Raw genomic sequence first — 25,751 nt, forward strand, 5'->3', positions numbered from 1 at the left:
CCTCAATGAAAATTGCGCCCGCCCGGCAAAGCCGCATAGGCGCGGCGGCGGGCCATCTCTTCCTCGCGCACAACATGGCGATCCCGGCTTGGGCTGACTGGCGGTCCGGACTTGCCTTCGTCGGCCCGCGCTACCACGGCATCGCCGATATCGGCACCATTGCTGATGGCAAGAAGCTGGGGCGTCAGGTCGGTCATGTCTTCGACGATGACATGGATCACCAGCCCTTCGGCCTGCACCCTGCCTTTGACCGCCAGCATGCGGCTCGACAGTAATGTCCTGCGCATCACGTCATTCTCGAACAGTTTGGGCCAGACCACTAGGTTGGCCACGCCTGTCTCGTCTTCCAGCGTGACGAAGATCACCCCGCTCGCGGTCCCCGGCCGCTGCCGGACCAGCACCAGCCCGGCGACCTCGATACGGTGTCCCGGTGTCACGGTAGAAAGGTTACATGTCCGTGTCGTCCCGCGCGCATCCAGCATAGGCCGCATAAACTGTGCGGGGTGTCCCTTGAGCGAGAGAGTGAGACTGGCATAGTCGTGAATGACCTCCTCGCCAGGGGACATCGGGGGCAGGTTACCCGACTCCTCCATAGCCGACCCGGTGGGCAATCCAGAGGCGGCAAAGAGCGGTAGCGTTTCTGCGCCATGGCTGCCCACCAGTCCTTTGACCGCCCACAGCGCCTCGCGCCGATTGAGCTTTAATGACTGGGCGAAAGCATCCGCTCGGGCCAGCTTTTCGAGACTGGCGACAGGCACTCCGGTTCTGAGCCAGAGATCGCGAATTGAAGCATAGCCCTCCCCGCGCTGCTCGACGATGCGCAAAATGTCTTTCTTGGCCAGCCCCTCGACCTGCCGCAGACCCAATCGGAGCGCTTTGTCCGAGCGGATATCGTTCTGCATCCCGGCGTGCTTGGGCCAAATATGCTCCCCAATGGCCCAGCCGCCCTCTTCCAGCGAGCTGTCATAGTCCGAGCAGTTGATATCGGCGGCGCGGATCTCGACACCATGCTCGGCAGCATCGCGTACCAGCTGGCTGGGTGCATAGAAGCCCATCGGCTGGGAGTTGAGCAGCGCACAGAGGAACACATCCGGATAATGGCATTTGAGCCAGCACGAGGCATAGACCAGCAGCGCAAAGGACGCCGCATGACTTTCGGGAAAGCCGTATTCGGCAAAACCCTTGATCTGCTCGAAGGCACTGCGGGCAAATTCGGGCTTGTAGTTGTTCTTCTCCATACCCGCGAGAAAATCGGCTTCAAACTGCTCGATCTTGCCGGTACGTCGCCAGGCGGCCATCGCACGACGCAATTCGTCCGCGCGTCCGGCTGAAAATCCAGCGCCCACAATAGCAATCTGCATGGCCTGTTCTTGAAACAGCGGTATGCCTAATGTCCGATAGAGCACCGCCTCCAACGCCTTGCTGGGGTATTCAACCTTCTCGATACCTTGCCGGCGTTTGAGATAAGGATGCACCATTCCGCCCTGAATCGGACCGGGTCGGACAATCGCCACCTCGATCACCAGATCGTAGAACTTCTCTGGCTTCAGGCGCGGCAGCATGGACATTTGCGCGCGACTTTCGATCTGAAACACCCCGATCGTGTCGGCGCGCTGGATCATCGCATAGACCGGTTTGGCGAGCGCCGGAGCTTCGAACTCCTCATTTTGGAGTTCGGCAAGCCTCACTTCGCGCTTGTAATGCTTTTCCATCAACCCGAACGCTCGCTGAAGGCAGGTCAGCATGCCCAGCGCCAGCACATCGACCTTGAGGATCTTCAGGGCATCGATGTCGTCCTTGTTCCATTCGATGATGGTGCGGCTATCCATGGCCGACTTGCTGATCGGCACCATGCTTTCCAGCGAGTCCCGGGTGATGACAAAGCCACCCACATGCTGGCTGAGATGACGCGGAAAACTTCGCAACACTTTCACCACCTCGAACATTTGCGCCAGGACCGGATCATCCGGGTTAAGGCCGATACCGGCGACATTGCGCAAATCGACACCTGATCCCCAACCCCAGTGCAATTGATTGAAGGCGGTGATCGTGTCGTCCGAAATGCCGAACACCTTGGCGGTCTCGCGGATGGCACTCTTGGAGCGATAGCAGATGACGTTGGCGGTGAGCCCGGTGCGTTTGCCGCCATACTTTTGGTAGACGTACTGCATCACCTCTTCGCGCCGCTCGTGCTCGAAATCGACGTCGATATCAGGAGGCTCGTCGCGCTCGGTCGAGATAAACCGCCCGAACACCAGAGTGGCCTTGCGCGGATCGACTTCAGTGATTTCGAGGCAATAACAAACTGTCGAATTGGCCGCCGAGCCGCGGCCTTGGCAGAGAATGCCCAGATCATAACGGGCGTGACGGACGATATCCTGCACCGTCAGGAAATAGGCGGCATACCCTTTTTCGTCGATGAGTTTGAGCTCTTCGCGTATCTGCCCCTCGGTGCCGGGCGGCAAACCTTGGGGGAAGCGTTTGGCGGCGCCCTCCCAGGTCAGTCGCTCCAGCGTTTGCTGGGCCGTCTCGCCATTGCCAATGGTTTCCTCGGGATAATTGTATTCGAGTTGATTGAGCGAAAATCCGATCCGGTTAGTGAAGCGCTGCGTTTCAGCAATGGCTTCCGGATGCTCGGCAAAAAGCCGCGCCATTTCGTCTCGCGGCTTGAGATGGCGCTCGGCATTGGCCTGCAGCCGCCGCCCCGCTGTTTCCAGTGTCAGATGTTCGCGGATGCAGGTGACGACGTCCTGAACGATAGCCCGATCCGGGTCGTGATACAGCACGTCATTGCTGGCCAGCATAGGCGCGCCACAGCGGCGGCCTAGATCGTCAATGCGATTGAGGCGAGCTCGGTCCCGACCAAGATAGCGCGCAATACCCGCCACCCAGACATTGCCGGGGAAGTGCCGGGCCAGTCTAGCGAGTACGGTTTCGCTCAAGGACCAGTGGCGTTCATCGGGGATGAGGATGAAAAGCTGACCCGCGGCAAAGTTTTCGGCCGGCCCCTGATAGTCAGTCGAGGTGACAGGACCCTCCGATGCCAGCAAATCCGTCAGCTTCAACAGCGGCTTGCCCTTTTCGCCATTCTGGTTGGCGATAGTGAGCAGTTTGCACAATCGTCCATAGGCTACCCGATCAGCGGGATAGGCCACGATGTCGGGAGTGCCATCGGCGAAACACAGTCGCACGCCGACCAGATAGCGGAAATCGGAGAAATCATCGCCGCGTTCGCGCGCCGTGACAAAGCCCCTGACTACTCCGGCAAAGCTGTTGCGGTCACAGAGACCCAAACCGTCCAGGCCAAGATGCATGGCGCCCGAAACCAATTCTTCGGGATGTGAACCGCTCTGCAGGAAAGAGAAATTGCTCGTCGTGACCAGTTCGGTAAAGGCTGGCGCCAAGGACACCGCGACCGCTTTTCCTGGCGACTTGGTGAAAGGAACAACCTCGCTCATGAGAAAAACCCATGCAAATACCAGGTTGGGTTTGGCGCCACACCATAGATACCGAGACGGAACAGCCAGAAGCGGCGACCGCCAGCATCTTCCGCGATGTAATAATCACGAACGGCGTTCCAGGTGTAAAAAAGCGGTACATTCGGTGTGTAGGGCGGCTCCTTGCCCTGTTGTTTGAGCTCATTCAGTTCTTGTTGCGTGAGGGGCGGGACCAGGACGAGGCGCTGGCCGCTGCGCCACCATTCGGCATTGAGCCGCTCCGGACCCTGGGCCTTGACGAACCTGTAGCTCACCCTGCGCCAGATCATCGCCATCGGCGGACCGTCAGGCACTTCGGCCGTAATCCCGATTGGTTCAGGCATAGGCAGCAGTCGGAGAGGACGCGCCTGTTCGGGATCCGGCGCCGCGGCGGGGTTGTCGGCACTGCGGGCAATCACCGGCTCAAGCCGCACCGCACGTTCGGGAATATGGGTATCGACGAAGGCGCTACGCACGACCGACAGTGTGCCCAGCCGGCTGCTCATGCGATCGTAAAGGTGGCCCAGATCCGTATCGTCTCCGCGCGAAAATGCCCCCAACTGACTTGGCTCCAACGGCGCCACTGAGCTGGCTGCCAGGCGGATCATATCAATGCCGAAGCCGGCGTCGTATTCTCCCTGCAGGCGTTCGGCACGATTGGCGAACAGCCGCGCGATATGATCAGGATCGCGTGTCGGGCTGCCGGCATTGACCGACAGCGTCATGACCTTGTGGTCGACTCGATAAAGAAACAGGTGAAACGCCTGCGCACCAAGCCCCTCGCTTTCAAGACGAATGCCGAGTTGGATGGCCAGGTCCTGAGTGGTCATCAGCACGTCGTCCATCAGCCCGATCGGATCGGGGAATTTTCGTTCGGCATAACGTTCGGCAACGGGCAGGCGCGGAGCTATGCGCTCTTCGGCGTAGCCAAAGGCCTGATCGAGCCGCATGATCAGGGAGGCCCCGAAGCGGGCCTGCAAGCCCTTGCGGTCACGGCCGCGCAACTGTCCGATCTGCTTGAGGCCCATCTGGATCAGTCCCGCCACTTGCATCGGCGCCAGACGCAGGGCCGCGACCGAAAGGCCATCGAGCAGGCCCCCCGTCTGCTCAGCGGGAACGACGCGGTTCGGAGCGAAATGGCTGGCGGCCCAGGCGGCGCCGATGGTGGAAGCCACGGCACCGTCGGCGGCATAGCCCAGTTGGCGCAAGCGCAGCACCAGGGTGCGCAACATGCCCAGCTCACTCCCAAACAGATGCGATACTCCGGTGATATCGAGCACCAGATCACCATAGACGTTCATGTCGCTCATTACCGCCACCAGCGGGCTGGCATTGGAGTGCCAATCGGCAAAGGTGCCGAACGCCGCTTCCAGCAGCGGCAGATCGATTTCACGCGCAGTCAGATCCGGCACCATGGCGCGGGCATCGGCAAGATTCTGTCCGATAAAAAGCTTTTGCGCCCCAGCCAGCCGATCCACCGCTGCCAACCGCAACCCGCCTTTAATCCGCTCGTAAAGCGCCAAAGGACTGGTCAGTGCCGGTTCAGCCCGCTTCAGATAATCGGTCGGCCAGGTCGGCAAATAGAGCGCCAGATAGCGCCTGTCGTTCAACAGACCCGGCTGGGTGTCTTCTCCTGTCAGCGACGATCTGAAAGCCATTTTGCGTCCACTCCAGTAGCCATTCCTGGTTTTGCCTGTCGCCGATTACGCCCCGTTCCAGCCGGGCTCGCCATCGGGTTTCTCCGGGTGCGCGGGCATCGAATTGCGTGGTGGCGCTGAGCGCGGGCGTCAGGTGCCAGCGCAATTGGGCGGCGCTGGCCTCGCGCCAGGCGCCATAGCGCAGCAGGAACAATGACGTGCCGCCGGCATCGGCGCGCAGGCTGAGGCGGCGGCTGGCGGTGAAATCGAGCACTTTGGGATGGCCGGCGATATCGGCGATCACCGCCGCCACCGCGCCACAGGCCAAAGCTTCCTCGACGGCCCAGAGCAGCTCGATAATATTGGCCGGCCGGATCAACACTAGCGCATCGGGATCGAAGCCGAAGCTGGCGAGCCCCGGCCCGTAGGGCAGGCCCATCTCCTGGGCTTCGGCCAGCATCTGCAGATAGATCACCGCGCGGCGGGTGGGGGTCAGCAGGCTGCGCACCTGCCCCAGGGCAAAACCCAGCAGCGCCGCGCTATTGCGGCGCTCGTCGGCAAAAACTTCCTGCACCAGGCCAGGCGCCGGCACGATGAACCGATCGGGCTCGTGATCCTGCACGCTGACCGGCTCGCTCAGCACCGGCCGCCGCTCGATATTGGCGATGCTGGCGCGTAACGCCGCCAGCCGTTCCTGTTTTGCCGGGTTGCTCATGGAGCCAACCATTCCTGTTGTTTTTAGAACAAACAGGGAACACCAAATGCCGCTCCAGAGTCAAGCTGACTCTTTTCCCTCGCCTCAGGTGTGGCGACGCGGCATCAGCGCCGCACAAGACCGCGTGATGCCTGCGCCGCCGTCTTGAGAGAATCCGGGCCGCTGTCTATCGTGGTCTGGCCTGCCTCCCGGCGTGCCCCAATAGTGTCGTTTCGTCGCTCGTCAAAGGAGGCCCGCATGTTCGAGGCCCTGTCCCGCCTGTTCAACAAACCGGAAGCCGCCACCTCGATCCACGACCCCAAGCTGGCCGTGGCGGCGCTGCTGGTGCATCTGGCGGCCGTCGATGGACAGGTCAAGGATGAGGAACGCCAGGCCATCAAGGGCGCGCTGCAGGATCACTATGATCTCGATGAAACCGCAGTGGACCGGCTGGTCAAGGAAGCCTCGCTGCGCGACGCCGAATCGGTGGATTTCTACAAATTCACCTCGGCCCTGTCCTCGCTGGACAATGAGGACCGCATCGAAATCATTCGCATGATGTGGACCGTGGTGTTCTCCGACAAGGACAATCACGAGCTCGAGGACAACATGGTCTGGCGCATCGCCGAGCTGATCGGCGTTTCCGCGCGCGACCGCACCATTCTGCGCAACCAGATCGGCAAGGGCGGCAAGGCCTAAGCCCGCGCCAGGCTCAATCGCGCGCGTCCCAGGCGGTGAACTTGCCGATGATGTCCACCTTGTCATTAACGCAGTCGAACTTGCCGGCCTTGTCGGCGGCTTGCCGGGCGAGCTCGTTGGCATTGGGATTGGCCAGCGCGTCGATATAGGCGATGTGACAGGTCTGGCCTTCGAGCAATTGGGTCACCACCAGCACCTCGTTGGTTTCCTCATAGGTTTCCTGGTTCTGGGTGAAATAGCGCACGATGGTGGCCACCGGCAGCCAGCCGCCCGAGGCATTGCTGAGGCGCCATTCCAGTTTCGCTCCAAGGTGATTGAACGGCCCCAGGCTCTGCGAGCGGCCCGGTTCATCGTCGATATTGAAACCATAGGAGATGACGAAGCGCAGATCGCCCTCCGATATCTGCAGCGGATAACCCTTGTAGCCGGGGCAGGCCCAACTGGCGCCGAAATCGTCGGCGTTGAGCACCAGGCATTGGTCCAGATTGATATCCGTATAGGCGCTGTTGAAGCCGGCGAAGGCGGGTTGTGCCACGCCAAATGTGCCGGCCAAAGCCAGTATGGGCAGCCACCAAAAAGTCTTCGTCATCGTCTCATCTCCTCATGCGCATACCAGTATCGGCGGCAATATGGCTTGCTTTTGGGGCGTACCCTAGGCAGAACGCGGCCAGACTGCCGCCCTCCGTATGAACGAGACCTGACAGCAAATGAACATCGACGCCATTCCGACCGGCAAGAACCCGCCCGACGACCTCAACGTCATCATCGAAGTGCCGATGGGTGGCGAGCCGATCAAATACGAGATCGACAAAGCCAGTGGCGCGCTGTTCGTCGACCGTTTCCTCTATACGCCGATGCGTTACCCCGGCAATTACGGCTTTGTGCCCCACACGCTGTGCGGCGACGGTGATCCGCTCGACGTCATTGTGATGAATTCGCGGCCTCTGGTCCCTGGCGCGGTCGTGCGCTGCCGCCCCTTCGGCGTACTGTTTATGGAAGACGATGGCGGGCAGGACGAAAAAATCCTCGCTTTGCCGGTCAGCAAGCTCACCAAGATGTACGACAACATCAAGGATATCGGCGATATGCAGCCGATCCAGGTCGAGCGGGTGAAGCACTTCTTCACTCATTACAAGGATCTGGAACCCGGCAAGTGGGCCAAGATTTCCCATGTCGGCGGTTATGAGGATGCCAAGAAGGTCATTCTCGAGTCGATCGAGCGGGCCAACGCGGCGAAGTAGCCGCTGTCTCATCCTCGCCGCAAACGGGTGCATGGTCGGGACCAGTCCTGAGGGAAGATCACCATGAAACCCGTTCTCGCGGCGCTGGCCGCCGTGTTGCTGACATCCCAGCTTGCCTTGGCCCAAGCGCCCGTTGTGCTCCCCGATGAGGCGGCGGTCGCCCAGATTCTGGCCGACCGAATCACCCGCGATGGCCAGGGCGTCGGCATGGCGGTGGGTCTGGTTGAAGGCGCCACACCGCGTTTCGTGGTCCATGGCAATCTCGATACCGGCGGCGCGCCGGTCGATGAGCATACGCTGTTCGAAATCGGCTCGGTCACCAAGATCTTCACCGACCTGCTGCTGGCCGACATGGTACTGCGCGGCGAGATGAAGCTCGACGACCCGGTCGCCGATTACCTGCCCGCGGGCACGGTCATCCCCGAGCGGGACGGCAAGCAGATCACGCTGTTCGACCTGGCGACCCACAGCTCCGGCCTGCCGCGCATGCCGGCCAATATGGCGCCGGCCGATCCGTTCAATCCCTTTGCCGATTACAGCGCCGAGCAGCTTTATGCGTTCCTCGGCGTCTACACCTTGCCCCGCGATATCGGCACCCAGTTCGAATATTCCAATCTGGGCCTGGCGCTGCTCGGCCAAGCCATCGCCACCAAATCTGGCATGGATTACTCGACCTTGGTGCGCACCCGCATTCTGGAGCCGCTGGGCATGACCGACACGGCGATGACCCTGACGCCGGAGCAGACGGCGCGGCTCGCCACCGGCCATGACGGGCAATTGGAGGCCACCCCGCATTGGGATTTCGATGTCTTCGCGCCGGCCGGCGCCTACCGGTCCAGCGCCGCCGACATGGCCAAATTCGTCGCCGCCGCCAGCGGCGCGGTCTCGACGCCGCTGGACGCCGCCTTCGCGCTGATGCTGGAGCGCACCAGGCCGGTCGAACCCAGCACCAATATCGCGCTGGGCTGGCTGATCACCGACCATGATGGCAAACAGACTGTCTGGCATGACGGCATTACGGGCGGCTTTTGGGCCTTTATCGGCGTCAACCGCGCCAGCAAGGTGGGCGCTGTCGTGCTGGCCAATACCTCGACCACAAGCGGCATCAACGATATCGGCCTGCACCTGCTGGACCAGAGCGTGGCTTTGGCCGCGCAGCCCAAGCGCCATGTCGCGGTCGACATCGATCCGGCGCTGCTGGCCAACTATGTCGGCGATTACGCCTTGGCGCCGGACTTCGTGCTGACCGTCACCGCCGAGGATGGAAGCCTGTTCGTCCAGGCCACGAACCAGCCCAAAAACCAGGTGTTCTTCGAAGGCGACCACAATTTCTTCTACAAGGTTGTCGACGCGCAATTGAGCTTCACCATGGGGCCTGATGGCAAGGCCACCAGCATAATCCTGCATCAAAACGGTCAGGACATTCCGGGGCCGCGGCAACCATGAGCCTCGGCCAGATCGTCATTCTAAACGGTGCGCCACGAGCGGGGAAATCTTCGATCGCCGCAGCGGTGCAAGCGAGCCTGAATGGCACCTGGATCAATCTGGGCGTCGACACCTATGCCAAGGCCACGCCGTCGCAGTTAATGCCCGGCATAGGGCTTCGGCCGGGCGGCGAACGGCCGGACCTGGAAGTCGCAGTGCCGGTCCTCTATGCGGCGCTCTATGACAGCATCGCCGCCCATGCCCGGCTGGGGCTGAACGTCGTTGCCGATTTTGGTCATCACGACGACTACTCCCAGCCGCTCGGCATCCTGCCCGACTGTGCCCGGCGCCTGGTGGGCCTGCCGGTGCTGTTCGTCGGCGTCTATTGCCCGCTCAACACCATCATGGCCCGTCGCAATGCCGATCCACAGAACGGGTTTTATGCCACTGGCGAAACGGCACCGCCGCCGGTGCTGCGCTGGCAGGAGGCGGTGCATCTGCCGGGGATTTACGACCTCACAGTCGACACCTCCACAACCAGTCCGGAACAATGCGCGGCGGCCATCGCGGCAGCCATTGCCGAGCCACCGATCATCAGCGCCTTCGAACAGCTTGCCCGGCTGTAGTGGTTGCGGCCGCAGAACGACCGCAACCAGGGCTCGCCTATAGCCCGAAGGTCACATGCCCATCGGCATCGATCGGCCAGGACGGGTTCCAGGCGATTTCCCAGGCATGGTCATCGGGATCGGCCACATAGCCCCGAAACCCGCCATGCGGCGGGGCATCGCCGGGACGCAGGATGCGCCCGCCGGCGCTGGCCAACTGATCGAGCACGATCTGCACCTGCTCCTGGCTGGCCACGTTATGCGCCAATGAGAATGCGCCGGGCCGGACCAGGCCAGAGCGGTTCATATCCTGCTCCAGCGAGGCTTGCAGGAAGGTGCCGAGCACGAAGCCGTTCATCTGGTAGAAGGCGATTTCGGCATTTTCGAACACCGGCCGCCAGCCGAAACCTTCGGTATAAAAGCGCCGCGACCGTGCAAGATCGGTGACGCCCAGCGTAATGACGGAAATCTGGTTTTGCATATCCAAGTCCTTCTGCGCGCTGCCGCACCATTGCGTCAGCGTCAAAGGTCTTGGGACTCATCGCCTAAGCGAAGGACAGGACCCGCCAACACGGGGTCGGGCTAACCGCACCGACTGAACCTTTTTCGACAAGGCCGTTTTACCGCCTCCCGGGCGAAATGCAAACGTGATTTGCCGCTCTTTGACCGCGAGCGCATCGTCGCGCCAACACGGGAGATCTTCATGAAAATTCTCGGCAATATCGTCGGCGTGGTCCTGCTGGTGATCGGCGCGCTGTGGACGCTACAGGGTTCCAATGTACTCGCGGGGAGCGCCATGTCGGGCCAGAGCCAGTGGCTCTATGTCGGCATCGTCTTGCTCATTGTCGGGCTGGTCGTGCTGTACTGGACCAATATGCGGGCCCGCACGCCGCGCATCTGAGGCCAAGGGCAGGACTATGACAGCCCTGCCCCCGCCGGGGATTACTTACGCGGATTGAGCGGGCGCACGAGGCTGGTCAGGCCCTTGCCGGCATTGAACGCCTTGATGGCATCGAACTGCACGCAATCGGGGGCCATTTCCATCAGCTCGATGCGGTTGCCATCGGGATCTTCCACCCAGGCGCCAAAATTGTTGTCGAGGCCCTTCTTGCCATTGAACGGGTGCATCAGCGCAATGCCCGCCGCGTCCAGCTCGCGGATCGCCGCATTCATGTCATCGACAGTGATGCACAGGTGATTGAAGCCGGTCGGCTCCGGGCCGGGCGAGCGCGCCACGCCGCCGCCGGTGAGCTCGAGATAGAGATTATCGTCGAACTTCAGATAGACGATCCACGGCTTGTGGTCCTCGTCGGTCAGCTCGAGGAAAAGCTTGAACCCCAGCGTCTCGTAGAACGCGATCGAGGCCTTAAGGTCCCGCGTCTTGAAATTGATATGACCCAGCGTCTGAAACGCACCCATCGTCTTTCTCCCTATGCCCTAGCGGCTGTGGCAGAAGTTTTACGGCATATTATCGCTAATACAAGAGTGCTGGGGCAGATTATTCCCGTATTAACGCCCTTCACCCTCGCGCTGGTCGGTAGCGGGGACGGACAAAGGAACCTGATCCGGCGCGCTGAACCGCATCGAGCGACACCATGGTAGCGCGCCGCCCCGGCCTCGTGGATAAGTGCGTGCGCCGGCGTCGCTGACAGATGGCAACCTGCCCGCAGCCCCGGCGTTGCTTGGCGACACAGTGAGGATTTTTCCATGACATCGACAATCGCCGTGGCCGGCGCGACCGGCAATCTCGGTGGCCGCATCGCCCAGGCCCTGCGGCAGAACGGCGCCGAGGTGTGGGCGCTGGTGCGGCCCGAAACGGGAGAGGACAAGCTGGCGGGCCTGATCGCCAGCGGCTGCGGAATCGTCAAGGTCGACCTGGCCGATCCCGAGCAATTGCAGGCCGCGCTCAAGGGCGCCGATGTGGTCGTATCGGCACTGCAGGGGCTGCGCGATGTCATTATCGGCACGCAGGGCAACCTGCTGAAGGCCGCGGTGGCAGTGGGCGTCCGGCGCTTCATCCCCTCGGATTATGCGGCCGATTTCACCAGGACCGCCGGCGAACCCAACCGCAATTTCGACATGCGCCGCGACTTCGGCGTGATTCTCGACGCCGCGCCGATCGAGGCGGTCTCGGTTCTCAATGGCATGTTCATGGACCTGCTGGCCTATGGCATGCCGCTGTTCGACCTGCGCAAGCACAGCGTCAGCTATTGGGGCGAGCCCGACCAATTGCTCGACCTGACCACGATGGACGATACCGCCGCGGCGTCGGCTCTCGTCGCACTCGACCCACAGGCGCCGCGCTATGTGCGCGTGGCCGGCGACCAGATCAGCCCCACGGGCCTGGCGGCGCTGGGGGGCGAGCTGACCGGCACGCCGTTCGCACTGGTGTGCGCCGGCAGCATCGACGACCTCGGCCGCGCCATCGAGGCTGCGCGCACCGCGGACCCGCAGGGCGAGACCCAGGAATTCCCGCGCTGGCAGCAGATGCAATACAGCCGCAACATGATGAGCGGCAAAGCCAAGCTCGATCCGGTCGACAATGCGCGGTTTCCGTCGATCCGCTGGACCAGTGTGCGCGATCTGGCGACCGGCATGCTGGCGCGCCAGGGCAGCCGCTAGCATCGGGCATGCAGAAGCGCCGCACGGAAAACCGGCGGGTTTGGCGAGCGGCAATGGCGAGACCGAAGTCTCGGAGCGGGTAGAACCGCAGTGTGGTGAAACTCGGGTCTCGCCATCGCGCCGGGATTTTGCACATGCGCATCGAGCAGCCACCCTTGCGGGCTCGGTTTATCAACGATGTTAGCGGCACACCGTGCCACTGCGACCGCCACCCGGCTGGTTGTCAGCGTCCATGCGGGACCCTGGCGACCCAGGCTCCCCGGCAGTTCCCACGCTCATCACTCGTCATGATCGCGCTCTGGCATGGGCAATGGGGGGAGTGTAGGCGCAGGTGGAGGGGGCGGGGATAAGGGGGATGGATTGGGGTGGGCCTTCGGCGACAGAACCATAAGCTCAGTCGTCTCCTCCCCCTTGTGGGAGGGATCAAGGGTGGGGGTTCTTCTGGCCGTGGTCCGGCGCACGCCTACGCCGTCTCGCCATCATAAACCCGCTGCGCCGCCTCGATCGAGGAGCGCTCGGCGCTGGCCCAGCGGGCCAGCATGGACAAGGGACCGGTGAGCGACAGGCCAAGATCGGTGAGTTCGTAATCGACGCGCGGCGGAATGGTGGGAAACTGGGTGCGGCGGACCAGGCCATCACGCTGCAGGCCGCGCAGGGTCAGGGTGAGCATGCGGTGCGAAATGCCCGGAATGGCGCGCATCAGCCCGTTGAAGCGCTGCGGGCCTTCCGACAGGTGGCCGACCACCATGACGGTCCACTTGTCGCCGATGCGATCGATGACCTGGCCGAGGGCGCGGCAATCATCGCGCGGGTTGGCGACTTCAGTGGACATTGCAGGGCTCCGGATGCGCCTAACGATCAAAAGGTATCGTCAGGCAGGTTTTCATGCGTTCTTGCGCCGGGTTTCGGTCACCAGCATATACCAACGCACAAATTGTGCGTGGCTGCAATTGCCGCGACAAACCCGGAGACCGACCATGACCGATGACCTGGCCCTGCGCGTGCAGCGCCTCGAAGACCGCAACGCCATCAGCGAACGGGTGATCCGCTATGCCATGGCACTCGACGCACGGGACTGGGCGGCGTTCGGAGATTGTTTTACCGACAGCGTGTATGTGGATTTCTCCGCCGCCGGCCTACCCGCCGCCGACTTCGCCCGCGACGACTTCGTGGCCTTCGCCCGCACTGGCCTCGGCGCGTTCCCGGCCACCCAGCACCTGAGCCCCAACCACGTCATCACGTTTGACGCGACCGACCCCGACCGCGCGGTTTGCACCTCAGCCATGTTTGAGCAGCACCACCAGCCGGGAGCTGTCAGCGCCCCGGTTTTCCTCATGCACGGGAGTTACCGCAATGAACTGGTTCGGACGGCCGCCGGGTGGAAGATCGCACAGATCACCCAACACCTGAGCTGGATGGACGGGGCGCCGGAGGCGGCGTGAGGGCAGCAAAAGGTCCAGTCGACACCCTATCCCTTGCGGGGCTTGGGAGCGGCCCGAAGGGACAAATTGCTCCGATGGAGCGATTTGAGCGAACAAGGCCATGAGAGCTATGCTCGAATGGCTGGACCAAAGGGTGGGGGATGATTGGCCCGAATATCGGGGCTCTCGTCCCCCTTCCTGCTCGATCACGGACTTAGCGAAGGGCTAAGTCCTATCTCGCCTCCCTCCCCGCAAGGGGGGGAGGGTGGGTCCGGCGTGAGTGACCAGCTAATGCCCGAGGAGGGCACGCAGTTCTTCGCGCTGCTGGGCAAGGTGATCGGCATTCTCGAGGCGCAGGATGAGAAATCGCCTTGGCCGTGAGGCGCGTGCGCAAAGGAAAGGTCCGGGTGATTTCCTGAGCCCGCCCCACACTCGGTGTCACCCCGGCGCAGGCCGGGGCCCATCCTGAGGTCGTGTCGCACACCGCAAGATGGCGCAGCCGACAATTCAAGCACCTCGCGGCCGTTGCAATATCTCAGGATAGGCCTCGGCCTGCGCCGGGTGACACCGTGGGGTGTGGGGAGCGGGGATGATCCGAAATCCGGGAGTTGTTCATCTCGGCGGCAGTTCGGGCATCACATGCCCGCCTGTCCAACGGAAAGAGCCGTGGCCACAAAGCGGCCAATGTCTGCGCTCAGATCCTCGCTGCGAACCGAGCTGTTGATCGGCACCCAGCCGGACGACATCAGTACCGGCAAAAATGCGGGCGGCTGTATGGACCCATAATAGCGCACCGCGACGAGTTTTTCCCCGCTAGGCGACATATGCACAAGCTCGAACGGTCCGCCACGGCCTCGTCCAGCCTCGCGATAGGTACTTTCGGTACCGGTTCGCAAAATCAGGTATTCGGCAGGCAAGGCGGCAACAGGCTGGGCGTCGTATCGCGGTCGCTGCTTGCCGTCATTGGCAAACCGCAGATATGCGCCGTTATCTGGAAGATAGACAGCATCAATGCCCGCAATGCCCGCAAAGCTCCGCGCCGAAGCATTTCTGCTGGCGATAAGCACCGAACGCGGCAGCGGGTTTGGCTTATAGGTTTGAATGGACCTGATCTCGGAAAACTCACGCTCCGCGTCCCAGCGAGCGGCTTGCTGAAGGTAGAACCAATGCGCGATCGGCAATAGCGCTATTGCCAGCATCACCAGGGACACAAAGGTGCGCCGCACGATCAGCAGATAGGCCGCCGCCAGAATGGCCAGGTAGAGCGCTGCCGTTGGCAGGATTATATTGGGAATGGCGATCGGGATGGCGAAGATGGCACTCGGACCGAGTATCTCCATCACCTGCGTGGCGGCAAAAAAGGCCGTCACGAGCGCAACCGCCGACAACGGTTTCCAGGGAACCCCGGCAAACGTACCGACCAGAAAATGGCTGATGAAATCCTGCTGCCGCTCGGGGGAGCGTGGAATTTCATCGCGACGCACGGAGACCAGCCTATAGAGCGCGACGAGAGCGGCAATCAGGCCAGTCAATGCCGCTTCATCCAGCGGGAACGGTATGTAGAAACCGCGCATCATCAGGATCGTGCGCAGTCCGGTCAGCATCAGCAGCAGTATGGACGCGGCCAGCAGCAGCGCTGCAGCCAGGGTGGCGCCCCCGAATTTCGGGCGAAACGCAGCCTCGGGGAATAGGGCCATCGCAATGACGAGGATGACGCCCGCAAAGGCATGCAGCGGCAGCGTGGCACCGAGGCTGCCGATGGCCATCGCATAGCCCCAATGCGCCCCGAAGAGCGAGAGATACATCCAATCGATGCCGATCAGGACGGGGACGGCAAGTCCGCACCATGCCGGCAGACCCAGGACCTGTGCACGGCGCGCGCAGGCAATGAGCAGAACCACGCAAAGCGCAATCAGCGCCAGGGGCTTGAGGGCCATCGGGATGATGGACGCAACGACACCGCAGGCGCCTTGCGTAGCCATGCAGCCTGTTGCCATCGCCAGGCCATAGGTGATGTAAGGAAAAGCCAGCTGAAACACTAAGAATGCAAGCAAGGAGCCGCCGGCAACCCGACCGAAAGCGCTGCGGGGCACTACACTAGACAAAATGGACATATGAACCTGCAAAAACCAATACTTGCAGTGTCCGGTGGCGCAGAGATCGATGCAACGGGGTTTGGGGGACTGCGTTAATACAGCAATAATATTCGATTTAGCCGTTCGTCTGGACAAAACGCAAAGAAAAAGCCCGGAGTTTCCCTCCGGGCCTTCTTCATTCCAGTCCAGACAAAGTCTGGCGCCTAGCCCAGATGCGCCAGCACGGCCAACAACAGCAGTGCCACGATGTTGGTGATCTTGATCATCGGGTTCACAGCCGGACCGGCCGTGTCCTTGTAGGGGTCGCCGACGGTGTCGCCGGTGACGGAGGCCTTGTGCGCGTCGCCGCCCTTGTGGTGGACGACGCCGTGGCTATCGGTGAAGCCGTCTTCAAAACTCTTCTTGGCGTTATCCCAGGCGCCGCCGCCGGCGGTCATGGAGATGGCGACGAAGAGGCCGGTGACGATGACGCCCATCAGCATGGCGCCGAGAGCCGCGAAGCCTTCGGCGCGGCCGGCGATCCAGAAGATCAGGAAGAACACCACGATTGGCGAGAGCACCGGCAAGAGCGACGGCACGATCATTTCCTTGATCGCCGCCTTGGTCAGCATGTCCACGGCCTTGGCATAATCGGGCTTGGACGTGCCCAACATGATGCCCGGATCGGCCTTGAACTGGCGGCGTACCTCGACCACGACGGACATGGCCGCGCGGCCCACGGCGGTCATCGCCATGCCGCCGAAGAGGAAGGGCAAGAGGCCACCGAACAGCAGGCCGACCACCACATAGGGATTGGCCAGCGAGAAATTCACCGCCGCCATGCCATAGAAGAAGCTGCCTTCGACCGCATTGGCGACGAAGAACTGCAGATCCTGCGTATAGGCGGCGAACAGCACCAGGGCGCCGAGGCCGGCCGAGCCGATGGCATAGCCCTTGGTGACGGCCTTGGTGGTATTGCCCACCGCGTCGAGCGCGTCGGTATTGTGGCGGACGGCCTTGTCGAGACCGGCCATTTCGGCGATGCCGCCGGCATTGTCGGTGACGGGGCCGAAGGCGTCGAGCGCCACCACGATGCCTGCGAGAGCCAGCATGGTGGCAACCGCGAAGGCGATGCCGAACAGGCCAGCCAGATTATAGGTGACGATGATGCCGGCGATGATGACCAGGGCCGGCAGGGCGGTGGATTCCAGCGAGACCGCGAGGCCCTGGATCACGTTGGTGCCATGGCCGGTAACCGAGGCTTCGGCGATGGAATTGACCGGGCGCCGATTGGTGCCGGTGTAATATTCGGTGATGACGATGATCAGGCCGGTAATGGCCAGGCCGGTGACGCCGCACCAGAACAGGCTCCACGGCGTGAACGCCTTTTCGGCGGTGCCGAGGGCGGCATTGAGATCGCCGAAGACGAAGTACAGAACCGGCAACAGCACGATCAGCGACAGCACGCCGGTGGCGATGATGCCCTTGTAGAGCGCGCCCATGATATTGTTGGAGGCACCCAGCTTGACGAAATAGGTGCCGATGATCGAGGTGACGACGCAGGCGCCGCCAATGGCCAAAGGCAGCACCATGCCGGCGAGCTTATAGGCATCGGGCAGCACGATGGCGGCCAGCACCATGGTGGCCACAATGGTCACCACATAGGTTTCGAACAGGTCAGCCGCCATGCCGGCGCAATCGCCGACGTTGTCGCCCACGTTGTCCGCAATGGTGGCCGGGTTGCGCGGATCGTCTTCCGGAATGCCGGCTTCGACCTTGCCCACCATGTCGCCGCCCACGTCGGCGCCCTTGGTGAAGATGCCGCCGCCCAAACGAGCGAAGATCGAGATCAACGAGGCGCCGAAGCTCAGGGCCACCAGCGAGTCGATCACGGTGCGGCTGGTGGGCTCAAAGCCCATGCCGGTCAGGATGATGAAATAGAGCGTGACGCCCAGAAGGCCGAGGCCCGCGACCAGCATGCCGGTGACGGCGCCGGACTTGAACGCCAGGTCGAGCCCTTTGGCCAGCGACGTGGTCGCCGCCTGTGCCACCCGTACGTTTGCCCGCACGGAGACGTTCATGCCGATAAAGCCCGCGGCGCCGGACAGCACCGAGCCGATCAGGAAGCCGATGGCGGCATAGATGCCGAGAAGGAAAAACGCGGCGATCAGGATGACCACGCCCACAATGGCGATGGTGGTATATTGCCGCTTGAGATAGGCCGAGGCGCCTTCGCGCACGGCGGCTGAAATTTCCTGCATCCGGGCCGAGCCCGCATCGGCGGCCAGCAGGGTTCGCGTCGTGATGACGCCATAAACGATAGACAGACCGCCACACACGACGATCAGCCACAATGCCAAAGTCATAGACTTGTCCTCAAACTAGGGTCCTCCGAAGTCCCCTGCCGGGCGCCGATTCTGCGATCGGTCGTCCCAGCCCTCCGCGGGCCTTCTCGTGCGCCGAGCTTATTCGGATTGTTTTGGCTTAAGCAATGGGAATTGCGATGTTTTGTCGCGGGGCGACGGTGCCACGCCCCGTGGTTCGAGGCTCGCAAAGAGCTCGCACCTCACCATGAGGGCTACTGGTGGAATTGCGGATTTTCAGTAGCCCTCATGGTGAGGCGGAAGCGCAGCGACCCTCAAACCACGAGGGCGTGGCAGGATGGCTCAGCCCAGGCTCTCTATCGCCACCGCGAGCGCACCCGCATCTCCCCGGATCGTCAGCGTCTTCTGCCGCGCCGTCTCGCCACTGACCAATGTGATCGCCGATTTGGGCACGCCGAGCGCCCCGGCGAGCAGCGCGATGACCGCGGCATTGGCTCTCCCTTTGTCCGGAACTGCCTTGACACGCAGCCGCAGCACGGCGCTGCCATCGTCGCGTACTTCCACCCCCTCGATGGCGTCGCGGCCCGCATTGGGGGTGACGCGAACGAAAAGGCTCAGCCCGGTGGGGCTGAGCCGATAGGGCAAAACTGCCGTCACGCCTAGTACAGGCGCAGCAGGCGCGGCAGGTCGTTGGCGATGAACGACTGCAGGAAGAAGATGATGACGAAGACGATGATGGGGCTCAGGTCAAACCCGTTCACCGGCGGAATCAGGCGGCGGATCGGGCGCAGGATAGGCTCGGTGATCGCATTGACCACCTGCCACAGCCCGGCCACGAAGGCGTTGCGGGTATTGATCACGTTGAAGGATATCAGCCAGCTCATGATGATCATGATAAGAAACACCCACCAGACCAGGGTCAAAACCATGGAAAGGGTCTGCAGCAAAGCGATCATTAAGGTCCCCTGTGTCGTGAACAGTCACGGCAGCAATAGGTTACGTATGTAAGGCCGGTTTGCCTGGCCGACAAGTGCGGCGCCAGCAAGCATAAGAGCCCCGCACCGGGCAAAACGGGACGGGGCTCGAATGACTGACATCCGGTACGCAAAACCACAAATCCGGACAGGACCTCAAGTGCACGAAGCGTGCCAAGCGGCAGACCCCTGTCGGCGCTGGATTTTTCGGGTTAAGGTCTTGGAAAGTTTCGCGAATTGCGCGGGAATGAGATTGCAGAATGCGAGCACGGTTGCATTTTGCGAGTAGTGGTCAGCCGATATCCTTGATCGGCTTCCAGGTAACGAAGCGCCAGACGTAGATCACGACGGCCACGGCGACGACGGCGGTGGAAACCGGATCGACCCAGCCTTCGACCAGGTCGTATTGCTCGTGCAGCAGGTAGCCGGCGGCGGTGAGGAAGGCGGTCCAGATCGTGGTGCCCACGGCCGAGACGAGGAGGAACTTCCAAACGGGCATGGCGGCGAGCCCGGCGGGCACCGAGATCAGGGTGCGGATGGCGGGAACCAGGCGGCCGAACAGAACGGCCCACTGGCCGTAGCGGCCGAACCAGTGCACGGCCTTGTCGATATCGTCTTCCGAAATGGTGGCAAAGCGGCCGAAGCGATTGCACAGCGCACGGAAGCGCTCGATGCCGAGCAGGCGCGCCGCCACGTACCAGGCCAGCGTGCCCACGAGTGAGCCGAGCACGCCGGCCAGCAGCACGCCGACGACATTGAGATTGCCATTGGCGGCCGCAAAGCCGGCGAAGGGCATGATCAGTTCGGACGGGATGGGGGGGAAGATATTTTCGGCCACCATCATCAGGAAAATCCCCAGATAGCCCCACTGGGTCACGAAGCCGATGATCCATTCACTCATGGGATGCTCCTTGTGTCCGACAATAGAAAAGGGCCAACCCGCATTCCGCTCTACCACCTGAGTGACGAGAGCGGGTGCGCGTTGGCCCTTATGATCTTAAAACGCGAAGACTAGCTGGCCTTGGTGCCGCGCATGGCGCGCTTGCGATCATTGGGGTCGAGCCAGATCTTGCGCAGGCGGATCGACTTGGGAGTGACCTCGACATATTCGTCTTCGGCGATATAGCCGAGCGACTGCTCGAGGGTGAGCTTCTTGGGCGTGGTCAGGCGCACCGCTTCGTCCTTGGACGTGGTGCGGATATTGGTGAGCTGCTTGCCCTTGAGCGCGTTGACCTCAAGGTCGTTCTCGCGGGAATGCTCGCCGATGATCATGCCTTCATAGATATCGACGCCGGAGTCGATCATGATCGGGCCACGATCTTCCAGGTTCCACAGCGCGAACGCCACGGACTGGCCGGTGCCGTTGGAGATCAGCACGCCGGTGCGACGGCCTGGCAGGTCGCCCTTGAACGGGGCGAATTCATAGAACAGGCGGTTGAAGATGGCGGTGCCGCGGGTGTCGGACAAGAGCTCGGGCTGGTAGCCGATCAGCGAACGGGTCGGCACATGCAGGCGGATACGGGTACGGCCAATGCCGGAGGCACGCATTTCGACCAGGTCGCCTTTGCGCTCGGTCATCTTCTGCACCACGGTGCCGGTGTACTCGTCATCGACGTCGATGATGACTTCCTCGATCGGCTCCATCTTGACGCCGTCGACTTCGCGCATCAGCACCTTGGGGCGGCCGATGGTGAGCTCAAAACCTTCGCGGCGCATGTTTTCGATCAGCACGGCCAGCTGCAATTCGCCACGGCCGGCCACGTCGAACGAGTCATTGTCGTCGCCCGGCGTCACCTTGATGGCCACATTGCCTTCGGCTTCGCGCAGCAGGCGCTCACGGATGACGCGGGACTGCACCTTGTCGCCTTCGCGCCCGGCGAGCGGGCCGTCATTGATGCGGAAGGTCACCGACAGGGTCGGGGGATCGATCGGCTTGGACGCCAGCGGCGTCATGTTCTGCGGCACCGAAATGGTATCGGCCACGGTGGTGGTTTCGAGACCCGCGATGGCGACGATGTCGCCGGCTTCGCCGATATCGACCTGGGTGCGCTCGAGGCCACGGAAGGCCAGCACCTTGGAGACGCGGCCCTTTTCGATGATCTTGCCTTCACGCGACAGCGTGTGGATCGGATCGCCCGGCTTGACCTGGCCCGAGAAGATGCGGCCGGTCAGGATACGGCCGAGGAAGGGGTTGCGCTCGATAGTGGTGACCAGCATCTTGAACGGGCCTTCTTCGACCTTTGGTTCCTTGACGTAGTCGATGACCTTGTCGAGCAGCGGGCCAAGGTTGTCCTTGGGGCCTTCGGGCTGTTCGCTCATCCAGCCCTGCTTGGCCGAACCGTACAGCACCGGGAAATCGAGCTGCTCGGGGGTCGCGTCGAGCGCGATGAACAGATCGAAGATTTCTTCGAGAACTTCGAGGTGACGCTCGTCGGACTTGTCGATCTTGTTGATCGCCACGATCGGACGGAGGCCCTGGGCCAGGGCCTTGCCGAGCACGAACTTGGTCTGGGGCATCGGGCCTTCGGCCGCGTCCACCAGGATCACCACGCCATCGACCATGGACAGGATGCGCTCGACTTCACCGCCGAAGTCAGCGTGGCCGGGGGTGTCGACGATATTGATGCGGGTGTCTTTCCAGAGCAGGGAAGTCACCTTGGCCAGGATGGTGATGCCGCGCTCGCGCTCGATATCGTTGCTGTCCATGGCGCGTTCTTCGACGCGTTCATTCTCGCGGAACGAACCGGACTGCTTCAACAAAACGTCGATCAGCGTGGTCTTGCCGTGGTCAACGTGGGCGATAATGGCGATATTGCGCAAAGACATGGTGGAATCGAGCCTCTTTGGCATGATCCCAAAACCTTGGGCCGCGAAAGGGGCGGCGGCAAACGGCTGAACCATGCAGGAATAACATCGCGCCACCCCTCGCAGAATGCGGGACTGGCACAGTTGGCGGTGCCTTACATGAGAACAGGCTTTTCCACAAGCGCAGCGCGCGCAGAGGTGGGTTGCGGGCGGCCGAAGCCGCCCCACATGGTTACTTCAGCGAGCGCGGCAGCTCGCCCGATTGCCAGAGCCCGAGGCCAAAGCCATCCGGGTCCAGAAAGTCGGCGCTCCAGCCTCCGGGCGCCTCGGACACCGGGGTGACGATGGTCACGCCCTTGGTGGCCAGTTCCGCCACGATGTCGTCGATACCCCCGTCATCGACCGTAAAAATCACTGCCGGCGTATTCCCGCGCACGCCATCCATCTGAAAGAAAATGAGGTCGAGGCCGCCTAGCGTGCCCTGCAGCCAGAACGGCTCGGCGCCCTCTTCGCGGCTGAGCGCGAGGCCAAGGGTCTCGCTATAGAACTTCTCGGTGCGAACAATGTCGCTGACATAAAAGACGATGCTGGCGCTTTTGGCTTTAAAGCTCATGGGAGCCCTCCTTGCTGGTTACGTCCCCTATTGCCGCGGCGCCGGCTTTTGTGAGCGCCGCACGATGAAAAGATGGCCATCCGGATCGTGGCTGGCAAACATGCCGCCATGCCGCAGCAGGCTGGGCAGCAGCGCATCGCGGATTTTGCCATAGGCAAGGTCGAGACTAAGCCCCGGCAGGTCGGCGGGCAGCGCCAGGCCCGCCAGCACCACGCGGCGCCGCAGGTCGCTGATGCGCTGGCGCAATGCGGCGTCGGTGAGATTGAGCAGGTAGGCGATTTCCCGCCGGTTGTGGCCCGAGAGGGTGAGGGCCGCGACGGCCTTGAGCGCCGGCGGCAATGCGGCCAGCAAGGTGGCGACGTCCGATGGCTCGGTGGTTGGCGCTGGGGGCGCCTGGGCCTGCCACAGGGTTTCGCGCTTGCTGCGCCGCGCGGCACTGCGGCTGGCCATACGGGCCTTGTTGCGCACCGTGCCGGTCAGCCAGCGGGCCGTCTCGGGCGCCTCGAAATCGGTGCGGCCCGCCAGCACCGCCGCCAGCAGGGCCTCCTGCACCATATCATCGGCCGCGCCCGCATCGCGGCCTTCGCGACGGGCTATGGCACGGAGCTGGGCATAAAGGGCGGGGCGCATATGCCACATTTGGCAAAAGGCCCAATCAAACGCAATCGCCGCCCTCCCGGGGGAAAGCGGCGATTACTGAAGAACGCCGCACCCCGGCGGGGGCGCGGCTGGCCGTTCCGGTCTTGCGGCTTAGGCCAGGAACGGCGTGGCGGCGGCGAGCACTGCAACCATACCGGCACCGACGCCGGTCCATTTGGAAGATGGCGCCGTGACGCCTTGGTCTGCATATCCATCTGAAATCTTCGTCGTGCAGGGTCGGGCCCTGCGCCTGGTTACTGACGATATGTTCAGCTACGGGCCAGGTCGGGCAGAGTTTCAGATTTCTGGATGCAAAATTTCTGCGCGGCGCCGCAACGTACGAAACGGCCACGCGGTCGCGTGCGGCTAAGAGGCTTTTTTGCGCTGCGTCTGGCGCGTCGCTACTTCGCTGTGGAGCAGATTGGCGAGGGCCGCGGGCGGCAACGGCGGCGAGAACAGGAAGCCCTGTACCTCATCGCAGCCCTGGCTGCGCACCATTTCGAGCTGGTCTTCGGTCTCGACGCCCTCGGCAGTGGTCGACATGCCCAGGCTCTGCCCCAACCCGATCACCGCCTTGATGATCGCAAGGCTATCGCCGCGGCTGGTGAGATCGCGCATGAAAGAGCGGTCGATCTTGATCTTGTCGAAGGGGAAAGATCGGAGGTAGCTCAGCGACGAATAGCCGGTGCCGAAATCATCCATGCAGATGCGCACGCCCATGGCGCGCAGGTCGTGCAGCGCCCTGAGTACGCTTTCGCTTTCGGCCAGCAGCAGCGATTCGGTGATTTCCAGTTCCAGCCGCGTCGCCGGCAGCTTGGCATCGGCCAGAGCCGACTTCACCAGCCCGACGAGATCGCGGTTCTTGAACTGCACCGGCGACAGGTTGACGGCGATACGGATATCGCCCGGCCAGGTGGCGGCGGTGAGGCACGCCTGACGTAGCACCCATTCGCCGATCGGCACGATCAGCCCGGTTTCCTCGGCAATCGGGATGAACTCGACCGGCGAGATGGTGCGCTCCTCATGGTCCCAGCGCAGCAGCGCCTCGACGCAGGTGACGCGGTTTTCGCTCAGGCCCAGCAGGGGCTGGAACACCAGCCGCAATTCCTGGCGCTGCAGCGCCATGCGCAAGCCCGCCTCGATCGAGCGGCGCTGCTGCAGCACCGCATCCATGCCGCTTTCGAAGAAATGGTAGGTAGAGCGGCCTTCGCTCTTGGCCTTGTAGAGCGCGAGATCGGCGTTCTTGACCAGGGTATCGGTCTTTTCGCCATCGCCGGGGCCGACCGCGATGCCGACGCTGGCGCCGATCTCGATCTGCTGACCGCCGATCATGAACGGGGCAGCGATGGACTTGATGATGCGGTCGGCCACGCGCGCCGCATCGGCCGCATCCTCGACCGGGCGCATCAAGAGGGCGAATTCGTCGCCGCCCAGCCGCGCCAAAATATCGGTTTCGCGCGTCGTGCCCCACAGCCGCGCCGAGGCCTGCTTGATGACCTCGTCGCCGACCGCATGGCCCAGCGTATCGTTGACGGCCTTGAAGTGATCGAGGTCGATATACAGCACTGCCGCCATTTCGCCGCGCGCCAGCCCGGCCTCGGCCTTGGCCATCTGTTCGAGGAACTCGATCCGGTTGGGCAGGTCGGTCAGCGCGTCATGGCGGGCCAGGTGGCGAATGCGCGCCTCGTTCTGGCGCTGCTCGGTAATGTCCTCGTGGGTCGACACCCAGCCGCCATCCTTCATCGGATGGTGCTGCATCATGATGGTGCGGCCATTGAGCTCGTGGATGTTCTTGCCATATTCGCGGCGCGCGATGACGTCGCGCCGCCACAGCACATATTCCTCGCGCGTGCCGCCGGCGCTCATGCCGACATCGAACAGATGGCCGAGAATGTCTTCGAGCTGGATGCCCGGCTTGATCAGCCGCTCGGGCAGATTGTAGATTTTGACATAGGGCTGGTTGCAGATGACGAGCCGCCCGCGCGGGTCGAACATGCAAAGGCCCTGGGAAATATTGTTGACCGCGGCGTCGAGACGGATGTTCTGGCGTTCCAGCTCGAGCTTGCGCTTCTGCACCATTTCGGTGCGGGCCATTTCGTCGGTCACGTCTTCATGGGTGACCACCCAGCCAATGGCTGGCGAATACACATGGGCGGTTTCGATAACGCGGCCGCCATGCACCACTTCCTGCGTCTTGGCCCGCGCGCCGCTGCGATTGTTCAGCAGCTCGTCCGTATAGGCCTCGTAGAACGCCTGGGGCGTCTGTTCAGGATGATTGCCCAGCGTGCCCGACAGGTTGACCACGTCTTCAAGCGTCATGCCGCGCCGCAATGCAGCGCTGGAAAAGCCATAGATATCGCGGTAATTCTTGTTCCACATGACCAGGCGGAACTGCGGCGACCAGACGCAAAAGCCATAGGGAATGCTCTCGAGCGCTGCATCGAGTAGCAAGGCCTCTGCCATTTCGCTCAGATTGCCTGCGTCTTCTGCCTGCACCCGAT

General features: G+C 62.5%; 23 protein-coding genes. 7 read left to right on the forward strand and 16 right to left on the reverse strand.

The genetic code is table 11. The features are described from left to right. Positions 1-2: 2 nt before the first annotated feature. The 3 genes from JWR51_RS05530 to JWR51_RS05540 are packed head-to-tail and all read right to left on the reverse strand — an operon-like array spanning position 3 to position 5,828. Positions 3-3,458 (reverse strand): error-prone DNA polymerase, encoded by a 3,456-nt coding sequence (locus tag JWR51_RS05530; RefSeq protein ID WP_299744805.1) that lies wholly within the window; start codon positions 3,456-3,458, stop codon positions 3-5. Further along, positions 3,455-5,134, reverse strand: coding sequence for a DNA polymerase Y family protein (locus tag JWR51_RS05535; protein WP_299744810.1), 1,680 nt, complete (start codon positions 5,132-5,134; stop codon positions 3,455-3,457). Before JWR51_RS05535 ends, JWR51_RS05530 begins: the two co-directional genes overlap by 4 nt. After that, positions 5,019-5,828, reverse strand: coding sequence for a hypothetical protein (locus tag JWR51_RS05540; protein ID WP_299744813.1), 810 nt, complete (start codon positions 5,826-5,828; stop codon positions 5,019-5,021). The genes JWR51_RS05535 and JWR51_RS05540 overlap by 116 nt, the downstream gene beginning before the upstream one ends. A gap of 237 nt (positions 5,829-6,065) precedes the next feature. Here JWR51_RS05540 and JWR51_RS05545 point away from each other — a divergent pair, with 237 nt between their 5' ends. Continuing rightward, on the forward strand, positions 6,066-6,506 hold the full coding sequence (locus tag JWR51_RS05545) for a TerB family tellurite resistance protein (RefSeq protein ID WP_299744816.1): 441 nt from the start codon (positions 6,066-6,068) through the stop codon (positions 6,504-6,506). 13 nt (positions 6,507-6,519) lie between these two features. On the opposite strand, the gene JWR51_RS05550 is transcribed toward JWR51_RS05545, so the two are convergent. Beyond that, a complete protein-coding gene (locus tag JWR51_RS05550; RefSeq protein WP_299744819.1) occupies positions 6,520-7,095 on the reverse strand; it encodes a hypothetical protein in 576 nt (191 codons plus the stop codon). A 118-nt stretch (positions 7,096-7,213) separates the two neighbouring features. Here JWR51_RS05550 and ppa point away from each other — a divergent pair, with 118 nt between their 5' ends. The 3 genes from ppa to JWR51_RS05565 all read left to right on the forward strand — a co-directional run bounded on the left by ppa (position 7,214) and on the right by JWR51_RS05565 (position 9,798). Next, positions 7,214-7,747, forward strand: a complete 534-nt coding sequence (gene ppa / locus JWR51_RS05555) for an inorganic diphosphatase (RefSeq protein WP_299744821.1) — start codon at positions 7,214-7,216, stop codon at positions 7,745-7,747. Between the two features lie 63 nt (positions 7,748-7,810). After that, positions 7,811-9,193: a serine hydrolase gene (locus JWR51_RS05560; protein WP_299744824.1), complete on the forward strand. Its 1,383-nt coding sequence runs from the start codon at positions 7,811-7,813 to the stop codon at positions 9,191-9,193. Further along, positions 9,190-9,798, forward strand: coding sequence for a chloramphenicol phosphotransferase (locus JWR51_RS05565; RefSeq protein WP_299744827.1), 609 nt, complete (start codon positions 9,190-9,192; stop codon positions 9,796-9,798). The genes JWR51_RS05560 and JWR51_RS05565 overlap by 4 nt, the downstream gene beginning before the upstream one ends. Positions 9,799-9,835: 37 nt before the next feature. Here JWR51_RS05565 and JWR51_RS05570 read toward each other — a convergent pair whose 3' ends face one another. After that, a complete protein-coding gene (locus JWR51_RS05570; protein ID WP_299744829.1) occupies positions 9,836-10,258 on the reverse strand; it encodes a VOC family protein in 423 nt (140 codons plus the stop codon). 222 nt (positions 10,259-10,480) lie between these two features. Between JWR51_RS05570 and JWR51_RS05575 the strand changes: the two genes are divergently transcribed. Next, positions 10,481-10,678: a hypothetical protein gene (locus tag JWR51_RS05575; RefSeq protein ID WP_299744832.1), complete on the forward strand. Its 198-nt coding sequence runs from the start codon at positions 10,481-10,483 to the stop codon at positions 10,676-10,678. Positions 10,679-10,719: 41 nt separating this feature from the next. Here JWR51_RS05575 and JWR51_RS05580 read toward each other — a convergent pair whose 3' ends face one another. Next, on the reverse strand, positions 10,720-11,196 hold the full coding sequence (locus tag JWR51_RS05580) for a VOC family protein (RefSeq protein ID WP_299744834.1): 477 nt from the start codon (positions 11,194-11,196) through the stop codon (positions 10,720-10,722). Between the two features lie 288 nt (positions 11,197-11,484). On the opposite strand from JWR51_RS05580, the gene JWR51_RS05585 reads away from it, so the two are divergent. Next, positions 11,485-12,399, forward strand: a complete 915-nt coding sequence (locus tag JWR51_RS05585; protein WP_299744836.1) for an aromatic alcohol reductase — start codon at positions 11,485-11,487, stop codon at positions 12,397-12,399. Between the two features lie 463 nt (positions 12,400-12,862). On the opposite strand, the gene JWR51_RS05590 is transcribed toward JWR51_RS05585, so the two are convergent. After that, positions 12,863-13,231 carry a helix-turn-helix domain-containing protein gene (locus tag JWR51_RS05590; RefSeq protein ID WP_299744839.1) on the reverse strand — a complete coding sequence of 123 codons (369 nt, stop codon included), beginning with the start codon at positions 13,229-13,231 and terminating at the stop codon, positions 12,863-12,865. 145 nt (positions 13,232-13,376) lie between these two features. On the opposite strand from JWR51_RS05590, the gene JWR51_RS05595 reads away from it, so the two are divergent. Further along, positions 13,377-13,841, forward strand: a complete 465-nt coding sequence (locus tag JWR51_RS05595) for a nuclear transport factor 2 family protein (RefSeq protein WP_299744842.1) — start codon at positions 13,377-13,379, stop codon at positions 13,839-13,841. A 614-nt stretch (positions 13,842-14,455) separates the two neighbouring features. Here JWR51_RS05595 and JWR51_RS05600 read toward each other — a convergent pair. From JWR51_RS05600 to JWR51_RS05640, 9 genes are all read right to left on the reverse strand, one after another. Further along, positions 14,456-15,913, reverse strand: a complete 1,458-nt coding sequence (locus JWR51_RS05600; RefSeq protein WP_299744845.1) for a hypothetical protein — start codon at positions 15,911-15,913, stop codon at positions 14,456-14,458. Positions 15,914-16,119: 206 nt separating this feature from the next. After that, on the reverse strand, positions 16,120-18,261 hold the full coding sequence (locus JWR51_RS05605; protein WP_299744848.1) for a sodium-translocating pyrophosphatase: 2,142 nt from the start codon (positions 18,259-18,261) through the stop codon (positions 16,120-16,122). A gap of 300 nt (positions 18,262-18,561) precedes the next feature. Then, entirely contained in the window at positions 18,562-18,876 is a 315-nt protein-coding gene (locus JWR51_RS05610; RefSeq protein ID WP_299744851.1) for a DUF167 family protein, read from the reverse strand. Positions 18,877-18,878: 2 nt separating this feature from the next. Next, positions 18,879-19,175: a YggT family protein gene (locus JWR51_RS05615; RefSeq protein WP_299731968.1), complete on the reverse strand. Its 297-nt coding sequence runs from the start codon at positions 19,173-19,175 to the stop codon at positions 18,879-18,881. Between the two features lie 310 nt (positions 19,176-19,485). Then, on the reverse strand, positions 19,486-20,094 hold the full coding sequence (locus tag JWR51_RS05620) for a DedA family protein (protein WP_299744854.1): 609 nt from the start codon (positions 20,092-20,094) through the stop codon (positions 19,486-19,488). 110 nt (positions 20,095-20,204) lie between these two features. Further along, positions 20,205-22,019, reverse strand: a complete 1,815-nt coding sequence (typA, locus tag JWR51_RS05625) for a translational GTPase TypA (protein ID WP_299744857.1) — start codon at positions 22,017-22,019, stop codon at positions 20,205-20,207. 211 nt (positions 22,020-22,230) lie between these two features. Continuing rightward, positions 22,231-22,611 (reverse strand): VOC family protein, encoded by a 381-nt coding sequence (locus tag JWR51_RS05630; RefSeq protein WP_299744860.1) that lies wholly within the window; start codon positions 22,609-22,611, stop codon positions 22,231-22,233. Positions 22,612-22,638: 27 nt separating this feature from the next. Beyond that, complete coding sequence (locus JWR51_RS05635; protein ID WP_299744863.1) at positions 22,639-23,241, reverse strand: sigma-70 family RNA polymerase sigma factor; 603 nt, start codon at positions 23,239-23,241, stop codon at positions 22,639-22,641. Positions 23,242-23,616: 375 nt separating this feature from the next. Then, positions 23,617-25,746: an EAL domain-containing protein gene (locus JWR51_RS05640; protein WP_299744866.1), complete on the reverse strand. Its 2,130-nt coding sequence runs from the start codon at positions 25,744-25,746 to the stop codon at positions 23,617-23,619. Positions 25,747-25,751: the final 5 nt, after the last annotated feature.

This window comes from Devosia sp. (genome assembly GCF_028290625.1).
Taxonomy (GTDB): domain Bacteria; phylum Pseudomonadota; class Alphaproteobacteria; order Rhizobiales; family Devosiaceae; genus Devosia.